The organism is Flavobacterium succinicans, assembly GCF_001662485.1.
GTDB lineage: Bacteria > Bacteroidota > Bacteroidia > Flavobacteriales > Flavobacteriaceae > Flavobacterium > Flavobacterium succinicans_A.
Window position 1 is genome coordinate 68,567 of the sequence record NZ_JMTM01000004.1, and the last position, 14,185, is coordinate 82,751.

A 14,185-nucleotide genomic window follows, 5' to 3' on the forward strand; every position below is an offset into this window, starting at 1 on the left:
AAAATAATTATCCTTTAGAAATCTCACCTGAGCCATTCACTTTGGTGTCTTTTTTAGTTGGATTTCCATAATACACAATATCTCCGGAACCCGACACACGCGCATATAAGCTTTCGGAACAACTTACTTTAGTGTCACCAGAACCTGAAATGCTAACACTTACTGTTTTTGATTTTAAATCAGAAGCATTGATGTCTCCTGAACCTGAAATACTGCTAGAGAAGTCATCGGCAGTTCCGCTTAAAACGATGTCTCCTGAACCGCTTAAGCTCATATTGAATTTTTGAGCATCTACCGCCAATTTTAAATCACCAGAACCCGAAAGTTTTGCGTCAAATGCATCTGTTTTGATTACATCTTTACTTACAATATCGCCTGAACCGCTCAATACCAAACCATTAATGGATTCAAAAGGAATGGTAATATGTACTGATTTTCCTGGGGATAGTTTAAAATTGTATCCTTTCTCAGTTCCAATTTTTAAGACATTATCGACCACTTCTACATCAATATAATCTAAAATATTTTGTTCTCCTTTGATGGTGATGCTACCTTCTTTTCCAGATACCAAATCCACATCAAAAAAACCAGAAACTTTTATGGATGCATAACTTGTTGTAGTTCGGGTTTCTGTAATCACATTCCCGTTGCCTTTAATTTGTTTTCCCATATTCCATTGTCCATAAGACAAGAAAGAGCTAAAAGTGAGTACTAAAACACTCGCAATCGATAGGTTTTTCATAGGTGTTGTTTTTTATAGTTATAGTTTTTTGGTTAAGGTAACATTTCCGTATTCAGAGGTAACTACGAAGGTGTTTACTCCTTTTTTCTTGTAATAGCCGCTATAAGATTTAGTGTAATTGGTTTCAGCTTTGTTTAAGAATTCAAAATCACTATCGTATTTGAAGTCGGCGTAGCGGAGCGTTACATCAAAATCGAAAGCATAATTGGGGCTAAAACCTACTTTTACTCCTGTATAACCAGCATTGATTGTAATCGAATTGGCTTTGGCTTGCACTAACCCAACGTCTATACTGCTGTATTTGGTTTGTAATTTGAGCTGATTGTTTAACGTTCCCACTTTAATGGTCAAATAGTTCCCGATTCCTTCAAGCGAATTCACTTCTTTGATTTTCACCGTTCCATATTTGCTGGTGTATTTTACATCGCCAGCATCGCCGATCGTAGTATCTGTATAGTCAGAAATTAAATCTATTTTTGAGAGGGCATCAATACTAAGTCCGGAATAGCGCCCAGTGATGTAGCCATTTTTTAAATAAGAAATGCTGGAGTTGGAGCAGTATTCTATGGTGATATTGTTTTTAGCACTATTCAATCTACCCATAGTAATTTTTCCATATTTGCAAAGGATGTTTGTTGGAGCATTCAAATCGGTAGTGGAGATATTCCCATATTTATTGTCAATCGTTACGCTACCATTTTTCGGAATTTTAATTACATAATTGATTTCAAAACTGTTGTTTCTTCCTTTAGAGCGGTAATTATTGTTTTCAATCTGAGTTTTTGCCGTGACCAATGATTTCAAGGCATTGATATCAATGGTAATGTCGTTTAAGCGTTGATTCACCCAGTTTTCGCTGTCCCCACTTACTTTTATTAAAATATCAAGTTCAATCTTTTCTTCATCCCAAGTCGTTACGAACACCGTTCCGTAAGAATTGGTAATATCAATTCCTGCGTCAGCGTTGACAATAAAGGCTTTTTTGATGTTTTTTTGCTTTGAAATTATAGCATCGTCATTCGCAAAACCAAGTATCGGAAATAGCAAAAATACAATGATAGTTTTATAGAGTTTTTTCATCGTTTTGAGTATTAAGTTGTTCTGTTGCTTCAATTTGAGTCAATACATTTTGCAAGAATGAAATTCGAGTTTGTAAATTACTAATCATGGCATAAATAATTTGTTTGTTTTCTCCATTAGTAGCAATTTCATTGATAATTTTTTGATAATCATTATCCAAAATTTTCATTTGTTGCAAGGCATCAGCAATTATTTTTTGATTGCGTGGCGAATTTTTCTCCTTTAATTTATTCAATTCATGTTTGATCAAAACTGTAAAAATGGAATCCGTTTGTTTGGTTTCTTTTGAAGCAAAAGTGAGCTTGTTCGTTTTTGCCTCAGGTTTGAAAAAGAACGACAAACTAAACATCACTAGCAAAGTGGCAGCAATGGCAATAGTGGTGTATAGATTCCTTTTCTTTCTTTTGATGCTTGTGTTTTCTAGCTTGTTCAAAAATCGACTCTCATGATTGTTGGGCATCGCTAAAACATCCCAATCTGAGTCGAATTTTGCAAATAATTGGTCTAATTTTTCCTCTTCATTGCTCATATTTCGCATAATTTGTTTCTTAAACTTTCCTTCGCTCTGCTCAAAGTCGTTCTGCAATTTGCATAACTTATTTTTAGGATTTCGCTAATCTCTTCTTGATCGTAACCTTCGATGTAAAACAAAGTCAAAACTGTACTGTAACTGGTTTTCAATGACTGTAAAGCACTCAAAACCTCTTTTATTTTTATCTCATCAAAGTTGACAACTTCAGTAAATTCAGCCTCTTTATCTTCAATTTTGTAAAGGTTTTTTTCAAAATCATCTGCTTTTAGCTTATTGTTTTTTTTGCAAAAATCAATGCTGTAATTAATAACGATTCGTTTTAGCCACGCGCCAAAAGCCACTTCTTTTTTGTAAGAGTCAATTTTGGTAAACGCCTTCAAAAAACTCTCTTGCATCACATCTTCTGCAAAATGCTCATCTTTCACCATACGAAAAGCCACATTGTACATTGCCTTACAATACCTATTGTAGACTTCAAATTGAGCCTTTTGGTTTTGTTGTTGGCAGAGTGTAACCAATTCTTCGATATGTAATTGTTGATAGGACAAGTAGCTATTGATCGTTTTAATGAAAGACGTTTCTTTTTTGGCAGTGTTACAGTTTTTGAAAAAAAAAATAAATTTAAAGGTATCAAAATAAAGTTATTTAGGACGAAAAGGTTCATTTTCAATCTCTTTCTTTTCTTTTGGAGCAGAAAGATTTGGCTTTTTTGTAGACATAGTCCCGCTGTTCGTTCTATCTTTGCCTTTTTAAAGGAAAAAGGCAAAGGATGCCACTACCATCGGGGCTAGCAGTAAGTATTGTTGCTCTTTTGCCAGCAAACCATAAAATATACCTTGCTCTTTTTCGTTTTAAAAGCTCTGGCACAAAGATTGTCTTTGTTAGCTTGAATTCTACTTCGCTTCAGGGTATAAGTATTGAATTCCAGACAAATAAAAAGTATAAAACATTAACTTTGCATCAAATGAGTTTTCATTTAATGACAAAATGACTTAATAACGATATGTCAAACCACAAAATACTTACAATTGACAACTTGTCACTTCAAGAATTTGATTCCGAATCAGATTTAATTCCGCTATTAACTCGTGAAGACGAGGAGGAAATGAATAATGAAACTTTGCCAGAAACCTTACCAATTTTGCCGTTGCGTAACACAGTGTTGTTTCCAGGTGTGGTGATTCCAATTTCAGCCGGAAGAGATAAATCCATAAAACTAATCAATGATGCCAATGCTTCAGGAAAAGTAATTGGAGTAGTCGCTCAAATCAACGAAGAAGACGAAGATCCTACCAAAAACGACATCAATAAAATTGGTACCGTTGCCCGAATTCTGCGAGTGCTCAAAATGCCTGATGGAAATGTTACGGTAATTTTACAAGGAAAAAAACGTTTCGAAATTGACGAAGTAGTTTCTGAAGACCCTTATATCACCGCTACTATCAAAGAAGTTTCTGAAAAAAGGCCTCGTAAAAACGATACCGAATTTTCTGCAATTATTGATTCCATCAAAGAGTTAGCAATCAAGATTATTCAAGAAAGTCCAAATATTCCGACCGAAGCGACTTTTGCTATCAAAAACATCGAAAGTCAATCGTTTTTGGTGAATTTTGTGTCTTCCAATATGAATCTTTCAGTTAAAGAAAAACAAAATTTATTAGCTATCAATGGCTTAAAAGATCGCGCGCTAGAAACCTTGCGTTTCATGAATGTCGAATTGCAAAAGCTAGAGCTAAAAAATGATATTCAATCCAAAGTTCGTTTTGATTTAGACCAACAACAAAGAGAATATTTCTTGCACCAGCAAATGAAAACCATCCAAGAAGAATTGGGAGGCGTTTCGCAGGAGGAAGAAATCGACGAAATGAGTCAGAAAGCCAAAACCAAAAAATGGGACGAAAAAACGCAACAACACTTCGAAAAAGAGTTGTCCAAAATGCGTAGAATGAATCCTCAGGCTCCAGATTTTGGAATTCAGAGAAATTATTTGGAGTTATTTTTAGAATTGCCTTGGGGCGAATTTTCAAAAGATAATTTTGATTTAAAACACGCTCAAAAAGTATTAGACAAAGATCATTTTGGTTTAGAAGATGTTAAAAAACGAATGATTGAACACTTGGCTGTGCTTAAATTAAGAAACGATATGAAGTCTCCAATTATTTGTTTGACTGGACCTCCGGGTGTGGGAAAAACATCTATTGGTCGTTCAGTTGCAGAGGCTTTGGGAAGAGAATATGTTCGTATTTCTTTGGGCGGTTTGCGTGATGAAGCGGAGATTCGCGGGCATCGTAAAACGTATATCGGAGCTATGCCAGGCCGAATCATTCAAAGCTTAAAAAAAGCAGGTACTTCTAATCCAGTTTTTGTTTTAGATGAAATCGATAAATTGTCAAGTAGTCATAATGGAGATCCTTCTTCAGCTTTGTTAGAAGTATTGGATCCAGAGCAAAACAACGCTTTTTATGATAACTTCCTAGAAATGGGGTACGATTTGTCTAAAGTAATGTTTATTGCGACTTCAAATACGATGTCGACCATACAGCCAGCCTTAAAAGATCGTATGGAAGTAATCAAGATGTCGGGCTATACCATTGAGGAAAAGGTTGAAATTGCGAAAAAACATTTATTTGCCAAACAACTAGAAGCCCATGGTTTGACTGCGAAAGATTTGACTATTGGAAAAAAACAACTAGAAAAAATCATAGAAGGGTACACAAGAGAATCTGGTGTTCGTGGTTTGGAGAATAAAATTGCTCAAATCGTTCGAAATGCAGCAAAATCGGTTGCAATGGAGGAGGAGTACAACAAAAAAGTAACCGACGAAGATATTGTAAAAGTATTAGGCGTGCCAAGATTGGAGCGCGATAAATACGAAACCAATGATGTGGCTGGGGTAGTGACAGGTTTGGCTTGGACAAGTGTTGGTGGGGATATTTTATTTATAGAATCACTTATTTCTCCAGGGAAAGGCACAATGACCATTACAGGGAATTTAGGGAATGTTATGAAAGAATCCGCTACGATTGCCTTAGAATATATCAAAGCCAATGCTGAATTACTAGGCTTGAATCCTGAGGTGATTTCGAAGTACAACATTCACCTTCACGTTCCTGAAGGAGCTACTCCAAAAGATGGTCCAAGTGCCGGTATTGCAATGTTGACTTCTTTGGTTTCTTTATTTACGCAAAAGCGAGTGAAGAAAAACTTAGCTATGACTGGGGAAATTACCTTACGTGGTAAAGTGTTGCCTGTTGGTGGGATAAAAGAAAAAATATTAGCTGCCAAAAGAGCCAATATCAAAGAAATTATCCTTTGTCACGAAAATCAAAGCGATATTGATGAGATTAAGCCTGAATATTTAGAAGGTTTAACGTTTCATTATGTAAAAGAAATGAGTGAAGTTTTGGCGATTGCCATTACGAATCAAAAAGTTAAAAACGCAAAAGATTTAAAATAAAGGGAAGTCTTACTAGTTGTTCCAAATTTCGGCTATTTTTCAAGTTCGGAATTTGGAATTTCTTTTTTTATACGGGAAACCATGTTTTTACTAGATATAATTTTATCTTCGTTTTATCGTTCTAGTTAATCAATAAAAACACCGTCTTGAGGGGATTCAAAAAGCTTTTAGTTGTACTCATAATTTTACTTTGTTTGCCTGTTTTTGGGCAAATAGGAGGAAGGTATACCTATCAGTTTTTGAATTTGGTTACTTCTCCACGTCAAGCTGCTTTGGGTGGAAAAACAGTAACGATTTATGACGAGGATGTCAATCAAGCGCATTTTAATCCAGCTTCGATTAATCCAGAAATGCATAATCAATTGGCGCTGAATTACGGGAGTTATTTCGGAGAAGTGAGTTATGGTACCGCCTCCTATGCTTATACTTACGACCAGCATTTGCAAACGTTTCAAGCGGGTATCAATTATATCAATTACGGGAAATTTGAAGGCTATGACGAAAATGGTCAAGCTACCAACTCTTTTACCGGAAGCGAAGTGGCGGTTTCGTTGGGCTATGCTTATAATGTGCCTTTTACAAATTTACATCTTGGTGTCAATGCTAAAGTGATTTCTTCTGTTCTAGAAAACTATAATTCATTAGGGGGCGCGCTGGATATAGGTGCGGTTTATAGAGATGAGCGCAATGATGTGAATTGGGCTTTGGTGATTCGGAATATTGGAACACAATTTATTACTTATTCAGGAGTTCGTGAAAAATTACCTTTAGAAGTAATGATTGGTGTTTCGCAAGAATTAGACAATGTCCCTATTCGATGGCATCTGACCTTGGAGAATTTACAGCAATGGAATATTGCTTTTTCCAATCCCGTGCGTGGAGAAACAGCCATTGATGGAAGCCAAACCGAAGAGAAAGTTTCTTTTGTAAATAATGCGTTGCGCCACGTTATTTTTGGAGTTGAATTGTTTCCCAAAAGAGCTTTTAATGTTAGATTGGGGTATAATTTTCGTCGTGGCGAAGAATTGCGTGTAGTGGATAAACGTCATTTCTCTGGAATTTCTGTTGGTTTTGGTTTGAAAATGAATCGATTAAAATTCAATTACTCCTATTCTAGATATACTTTGGCAGCCAATACAAGTTTGTTTGGTTTGACCTTGAACTTGCAATAAGAGTTTACTAACTTTGTGCTTTTATTTAAAAATCAGTAATCATTTTCTGTGGAAAGGATTGCAAAAACCGACTTCATTTTGAATACTAAAATCACTATCGCTATCGACGGGTTTTCGTCTACAGGTAAAAGCACTTTAGCCAAACAATTAGCCAAACAATTAGGATATATTTATGTAGATACTGGTGCCATGTATAGGGCGGTAGCATATTTTGCTATGCAAAAAAATATTATTTCGCCTTCGGGTTTTGATAAAACGGCTTTGATTGGTTTGCTTCCTTCGATTCAGTTGTCGTTTCAGTTTAATGAAGTTTTGGGCTTTGCCGAAATGTATTTGAACAATGAAAATGTAGAAAACCAAATCAGAACGATTGAAGTGTCTAATTATGTGAGTAAAGTAGCCGAGGTTTCTGAAGTTAGAGCTAAATTGGTCGAGCAACAACAAGAAATGGGAAAAAACAAAGGAATTGTGATGGACGGTCGCGATATAGGAACCGTTGTTTTTCCTGATGCGGAATTGAAAATTTTCATGACAGCAAGTGCTACAACACGAGCACAACGACGTTTTGCCGAGTTAGAACAAAAAGGAGATAAAGTGAGTTATGAAGAAGTGCTTCAAAATGTTGAAGAACGCGATTATATTGATACACATCGAGCCGATTCGCCTTTGATTATAGCTAACGATGCCATAGAAATTGACAATTCTGATTTAAGTAAAGAAGAACAATTTAAGATTGTTTTGGATTTGGTTGACGAAGTGATTAATGCTAAGTAAGTTTTGTAAATCTCTTTTTAATATAGTAGATTTACCGCTTACTTTTTTTTAAAATTCAATTCGACTGTATGGGAATTAAAATTAGATTGATCATAATGAGTTTTCTTCAATTTTTTGTTTGGGGAGCTTGGCTCATTACTATTGCCAATTTTTGGTTTGGCACAAAAAGCTGGGACGGAACGCAATTTGGATTAGTTTTCAGTACCATGGGAATCGCCTCATTGTTTATGCCTACCCTTACAGGAATTATTGCTGACAGATGGATTAATGCTGAAAAGCTTTATGGAGTTTTGCATATTTTGTATGCTTTGGTTTTGTTTTATTTGCCACAAATTACTACTCCTGATAACTTTATTTATGTGATGCTTTTGGCGATGTGTTGTTATATGCCAACGATTGCTTTGAGTAATTCTATTTCCTATACTGCCTTAAAATTGAATAATTGTGATGTAGTTAAAGATTTTCCACCGATTCGTGTTTTTGGGACGATTGGTTTTATTGTAGCCATGTGGATTACTAATTTAACTGGGAATAAAGCTTCGGCCTACCAGTTTTATATTGCTGGAATTGCCGCGGTAGGATTAGGATTGTATTCTTTTTCGTTGCCAAAGTGTAAACCACAAAAATTAATCAAAGAAAACGCTTCGTTTATGGAGCTAATGGGATTAGAGTCCTTTAAATTGTTTGCCAATTATAAAATGGCATTATTTTTTATCTTCTCCATGTTTTTGGGTGCAGCATTGCAGCTAACCAATGCTTATGGGGATGTTTTTTTAGATGAGTTCAAACATTTTCCAAAATATGCCGATTCTTTTGTGGTAAAATATTCTACCATTATTATGTCGATTTCACAGATTTCGGAGACCTTATTTATTTTGGCGATTCCTTTCTTTTTGAAACGTTTTGGTATCAAACAAGTAATGCTAATTAGTATGCTGGCTTGGGTGTTGCGTTTTGGTTTGTTTGCTTTCGGGGATCCAGTGAATGGCTTGTGGATGATTATCTTGTCTTGTGTGGTTTACGGAATGGCTTTTGATTTCTTTAATATTTCGGGTTCTTTGTTTGTCGAGACAAATACGGATGCTAAAAATCGCTCTTCCGCTCAGGGCTTGTTTATGATGATGACCAATGGGATTGGGGCTGTTTTAGGAAGTTTTACTTCGGGTTGGGCTATTGATCAGTTTTTTACTAAGTCGTTCAAGACAACAACGGAATTAGCTGGATTTTTACAAACGGAAACTACAAATCCTAAAATGATGGAGTTTATTGGGTCTCAAGGAAAAAAAGTAGCTGTTGATGGCACATTAGATTCGGTTTTATTAATGAAAGATTGGCATCACATCTGGTTGGCTTTTGCTGTTTATGCTTTGATCATAGCTATTGCTTTTGCTTTGTTGTTCAAACATGAGCATCATCCTAAAGAGGTGGAGAATTTAAACCATTAAGGTTTAATTTGTATGATATAGTAGAAATCCTAACTAGTTGTAGACTTGTTAGGATTTTTTATTACCGATAAATCCTATTCTAACTTCAATAGCCCCGATAGCAGTGAAAATCCTTTTATGTTTTTTTTTAACATAAAAGATTGCAACGGATAGCGGGATTCCTGCCAGCAAAAAAGCCTAATCTTTCGCTTCAAAATAGTTTTATAGACTCATTTGATTTTAGTTGACTACATCTAGGGTTAAATATTTTGCCATATTGATTAATTGTTTTACTTTTGCACACCTTTTGGTGAATAAGAGTTTCCTTTAGGTATCAACTATTTATGTAAAACAACTTCTGTTTTTTCTCTCGCTTTAAGAAACTCAAGATAAACAGAATACAAATTTTTTATCAGCATGTCTGAACAATTAAAATCACAAGAAGAGTTTTTAGCAAATTTTAACTGGCATAACTTCGAAGAAGGGATCGATGCAGTAGATGAGAAAAACTTATTAGAATTCGAAGAACTAGTATCAAAAACTTTCATCGCTACAGACCAAGAAGAAGTTGTTGAAGGTGTAGTTGTTAGAATTACAGATAGAGACGTTATCGTTGATATCAATGCTAAATCGGAAGGTGTTATTTCATTAAATGAATTCCGTTACAACCCAAATTTAAAAGTAGGTGACAAAGTAGAAGTATTAATTGACATCCGTGAGGACAAAACTGGTCAATTGGTATTATCTCACAGAAAAGCTCGTACTATTAAATCATGGGATAGAGTTATTGCTGCGAACGAAACAGGTGAAATCGTTACCGGTTTTGTAAAATGCAGAACTAAAGGTGGTATGATCGTTGATGTTTTCGGAATTGAAGCCTTCTTACCAGGATCTCAAATTGATGTGAAACCAATTAGAGATTACGATGTATACGTAAACAAAAACATGGAATTCAAAGTGGTAAAAATCAACCACGAATTCAAAAACGTTGTAGTATCTCACAAAGCGCTTATCGAAGCGGATATTGAAGTACAGAAAAAAGAAATCATCGGTCAATTACAAAAAGGACAAGTATTAGAAGGTGTGGTTAAAAACATTACTTCTTATGGTGTGTTTATTGACTTAGGTGGTGTAGATGGATTAATTCACATTACTGACCTTTCTTGGAGTAGAATCAACCACCCAAGTGAAGTGCTGGAATTAGACCAAAAATTAAACGTTGTAATCCTTGATTTCGATGATGAGAAAACAAGAATACAATTAGGATTGAAACAATTAAACGCTCACCCATGGGATGCTTTAGATGCTAACTTAGCAGTTGGTGACAAAGTGAAAGGTAAAGTAGTAGTTATCGCTGATTACGGTGCTTTCATTGAAGTAGCTGAAGGTGTTGAAGGTTTAATCCACGTTTCTGAAATGTCATGGTCTACTCACTTACGTTCTGCTCAAGATTTCGTAAAAGTAGGAGATGTCGTTGAAGGAGTTATTTTAACTTTGGATAGAGATGACCGTAAAATGTCATTAGGTATCAAACAATTGACTCAAGATCCTTGGACTGACATTACTTCTAAATACCCAGTAGGTTCTAAACATACAGGTATTGTTAGAAACTTTACAAACTTTGGTATTTTCGTAGAATTAGAAGAAGGAATTGATGGATTAATCTACATTTCTGATCTTTCTTGGACTAAGAAAATCAAACACCCATCTGAATTTGTAAATGTTGGTGAAAAATTAGACGTAGTTGTATTAGAATTAGATGTTGACGGACGTAAATTATCTTTAGGTCACAAACAAACTACTGCTAATCCTTGGGATCAATACGAAGATTCATTCGCTGTAGGAACGATCCATAATGGTGAAATTTCTGAAATCGTTGACAAAGGAGCTACTGTAGAATTTGGAGATGATATCGTTGCTTTCATTCCTACTCGTCACTTGGAAAAAGAAGACGGTAAGAAATTGAAAAAAGGTGAATCTGCAGATTTCAAAGTAATTGAATTTAATAAAGAATTCAAAAGAGTAGTGGCTTCTCACACTGCTATCTTCCGTGAAGAAGAAGAGAAAAATGTGAAAGCTGCAACTGAAAATACTTCATCTGCTTCTACTAACGCACCAGCTGCAACTTTAGGAGATAACAATGATGTGTTAGCTGCATTGAAAGCTAAAATGGAAAAATCTGAGAAAAAATAATTTCTTGATTTTATGATGTAAATCCTGTCTTGTTGTAAAACAAGGCAGGATTTTTTTTTAGGTATAAATCTCATAGCTTTTTTTATTTTTTCTGTTTTTTATTAATAATCAAGTAATTGTTTATTTTTTGTATGAAAATGTTTATTTTTGATAAATAAAAAATAATTTTATGATAAAAAAGCTACTTTTTTCTTCGTCTTTTCGGAGTGTTTATTTTTTCTTAGCCTTATTATTCATTTTTCTATCGTCTACTAGTGCTAAAGCACAATGTGCAGGTGGTGATAATGCTGTAGAAATTTGTAATATAACCGATCCTAGTAGTGCCTCAGTTAATCTTTTTAATTTGCTAAGTGGAAACCCGTCAGCGGGTGGCGTTTGGAAGGATGTTGATAAATCAGGTGGCTTTGACAAAACTACAGGGATTCTAAACGCACAACAAGTAAAGAAAAGCGGTATTTATCATTTTAGCTATACCGTACCTAATGTTACAGGTTGCGCAGATAATACAGCAGAGCTAACGGTAACAATTGGTGGTTATGCTGGAGTTCCTGCTCCAAATTCTTCAATTTGCAATACCGAACTTGCTTTTAATTTATTTCAAGTATTTGATGGTAATTTTTTATCGCCTCAAACCGGAGGTATTTGGAAAGGGAATACAACTAATCTAGGATTGAATGATAATTTATTAGATGCTTCGGTATTAAACCCAGGGAGTACTTATTCATATACTTATACAATTCCAGTTGTTGGTAATTGCCCTGTGCCACCTCCAGTGACAGTTTTTGTAACCATATATCGTTCACCAATTTCTGGAGTACCTACAAATATCAGTTTATGTTCGAATGAATTAAGTGCCAATACCAATTTTAACTTAAACAATCTATTAGTTGGTGAAGATAACGATGGTACCTGGACTGAATTTGGAACCTCAGAAATAAGTGATGATGATGATAATAAGGTGAATTTGCTAGCAATTTATAACAAGTTTGGTCCTGGAGTTTATCGTTTTGCCTATACGGTGTTATCTAAAAGTAATGTTTGTGCTGATCAGAAATCAGAAGTAGAAATTACAATTGAAAAGCAACGTGATTATACTGGTACTACTTTACTTGTGAACTCAGATATTTGTGAAAATGAAATTACTACAGCTACTTATACTGCAACTTTAACACAAGGTAATAATCCAATTCCTGATGGTAATTATGAAGTTACCTATAGCGTTTCGGGTAATTTGGCAATCAAAACCATACAACCTTTTGTTGGAGGCAAATTGGTTTTTCCAATTGAACGCACCAATTTTCAAAATGTTAATGATTATACTGTTAAAATAGAAGAGATTAAGCAAGTGACAAGCACAAACATTTGTAAGGCTAATATTGGTACGGTTGAAGATATTTTGCATGTTTATGCAATACCAAATATAAATAGTGCTACTCTCAAAATTGATCCCATTTGCCAAGGCGAAAATGCCACAGTTGTAATCTCCGGGATTTCTAATCTTACCAATGGTACTTATGCTATTTTATATAATTTAAGTGGTTTGAATGGAGCAACTTCTATTTCAACCGACATCAATGTAGTAGGAGGGACTTCAAGTTTTCTTATTCCTTCCAACTTGATTCCAGTTGCTGGCACCACCACCATCACTATTACTAAAATTGTAAATAAAATTTCTAATTGTAGCAATAGTACAACCCTAAAAAAAGAATTTATTGTAAATTCTTTACCAATACTGACTAATTTGGTTATGACGGTAAATGATGTTTGTCAAGGTTCTCCCACAAGTGTAAAACTAACGGGATTAGAAAATTTGTTAGCAACTACCTTTGCCTATACCATATCAGGATCTAATACAGTTGCAACAAAAACTATTTCATTAAACGTCATAGCCGGCGCTGTAAGTTTTACTATTCCATCATCCGAGATAACAAATATAGGAACAACAACTATAACCATTGCTAATGTAACAAACGCTTCGACGGGTTGTTCCACTGTAGCGTCATTTTCTAAGTCGTTTAGCATTAATTTAATTCCATCAGTACCATTAGCGCCAAATAGTCAGCCTTTTTGTACTAATGATAATGCAACCTTGGGGAATTTAATTCCAAAAGGAAATCAATATATATGGTATGATGCTCCTACCAGTACACAACCCTTAGTTATAAGTACAAAATTGATGACAGGGAAATACTATGTAAGAGAAAGAAATGTTTCCGGTTGTGAGTCTAATCCAACATTGGTCAATGTCATCATTACTAATGTCCCAATTCCAGTTTTAGCCGCAAATGGACAAAATTTTTGTGGCATAGATAAACCAACTATTTTAAGTTTAGCTAATAAGACAAATTTTTCGGGAACCATTCAATGGTATGATGCTTTAAATAATGGAAATTTATTAGAGAATTCTAAATTGCTTTCAGAAGGGGCTACTTATTATGGTTTTAATTTTGATAATGCTACAAATTGTACTTCAAGTCCATTGGTTGTAACGGTTTCACTAAAAGATTGTACCCCAACACCGGATAATTTCTTTATCCCAGATGGGTTTTCTCCCAATGGAGACGGGATAAATGACTTCTTTCAAATTCAAAATATTGAATTTGTGTATCCCAATTATACTATAGAAATTTTTAATCGCTATGGAAATATAGTATTCAAAGGAGATGTGAATAAACCTGCTTGGGACGGAAAAAATGAAAATTCCAATTTTATAAGTGGCGAATCAGCAACTGGAGTTTATTTTTATAGTATTCATTATAATAAAGATAATTTGCCTCCTACACAAGGACAACTTTACTTAAATCGATAATT

The 14,185-nt window shown here is 34.8% G+C and carries 10 protein-coding genes; 6 read left to right on the forward strand and 4 right to left on the reverse strand.

The features are described 5' to 3' along the window. Window positions 1–7: 7 nt before the first annotated feature. Genes FLB_RS00335 through FLB_RS00350 form a run of 4 tightly spaced genes read right to left on the reverse strand, consistent with a single transcriptional unit; the run spans window position 8 to window position 2,902 of the window. Window positions 8–742 (reverse strand): head GIN domain-containing protein, encoded by a 735-nt coding sequence (locus FLB_RS00335; protein WP_064713973.1) that lies wholly within the window; start codon window positions 740–742, stop codon window positions 8–10. A gap of 18 nt (window positions 743–760) precedes the next feature. Beyond that, window positions 761–1,822, reverse strand: coding sequence for a hypothetical protein (locus FLB_RS00340; RefSeq protein ID WP_064713974.1), 1,062 nt, complete (start codon window positions 1,820–1,822; stop codon window positions 761–763). Then, window positions 1,806–2,351 (reverse strand): hypothetical protein, encoded by a 546-nt coding sequence (locus tag FLB_RS00345; protein WP_064714022.1) that lies wholly within the window; start codon window positions 2,349–2,351, stop codon window positions 1,806–1,808. The genes FLB_RS00340 and FLB_RS00345 overlap by 17 nt, the downstream gene beginning before the upstream one ends. Next, window positions 2,348–2,902, reverse strand: a complete 555-nt coding sequence (locus FLB_RS00350; protein WP_064713975.1) for an RNA polymerase sigma factor — start codon at window positions 2,900–2,902, stop codon at window positions 2,348–2,350. Before FLB_RS00350 ends, FLB_RS00345 begins: the two co-directional genes overlap by 4 nt. 455 nt (window positions 2,903–3,357) lie before the next feature. Between FLB_RS00350 and lon the strand changes: the two genes are divergently transcribed. The 6 genes from lon to FLB_RS00385 all read left to right on the forward strand — a co-directional run bounded on the left by lon (window position 3,358) and on the right by FLB_RS00385 (window position 14,183). Beyond that, a complete protein-coding gene (gene lon, locus FLB_RS00360) occupies window positions 3,358–5,811 on the forward strand; it encodes an endopeptidase La (protein ID WP_064713977.1) in 2,454 nt (817 codons plus the stop codon). A gap of 146 nt (window positions 5,812–5,957) precedes the next feature. Next, on the forward strand, window positions 5,958–6,983 hold the full coding sequence (gene porQ / locus FLB_RS00365) for a type IX secretion system protein PorQ (protein ID WP_064713978.1): 1,026 nt from the start codon (window positions 5,958–5,960) through the stop codon (window positions 6,981–6,983). Between the two features lie 78 nt (window positions 6,984–7,061). Then, window positions 7,062–7,757, forward strand: a complete 696-nt coding sequence (gene cmk / locus FLB_RS00370) for a (d)CMP kinase (protein ID WP_064714023.1) — start codon at window positions 7,062–7,064, stop codon at window positions 7,755–7,757. A gap of 68 nt (window positions 7,758–7,825) precedes the next feature. Next, window positions 7,826–9,202, forward strand: coding sequence for a nucleoside permease (locus FLB_RS00375; RefSeq protein ID WP_064713979.1), 1,377 nt, complete (start codon window positions 7,826–7,828; stop codon window positions 9,200–9,202). A 396-nt stretch (window positions 9,203–9,598) separates the two neighbouring features. After that, a complete protein-coding gene (rpsA, locus tag FLB_RS00380) occupies window positions 9,599–11,374 on the forward strand; it encodes a 30S ribosomal protein S1 (protein WP_064713980.1) in 1,776 nt (591 codons plus the stop codon). A 169-nt stretch (window positions 11,375–11,543) separates the two neighbouring features. Then, complete coding sequence (locus FLB_RS00385; RefSeq protein ID WP_064713981.1) at window positions 11,544–14,183, forward strand: gliding motility-associated C-terminal domain-containing protein; 2,640 nt, start codon at window positions 11,544–11,546, stop codon at window positions 14,181–14,183. The last annotated feature ends 2 nt before the right edge of the window (window positions 14,184–14,185 follow it).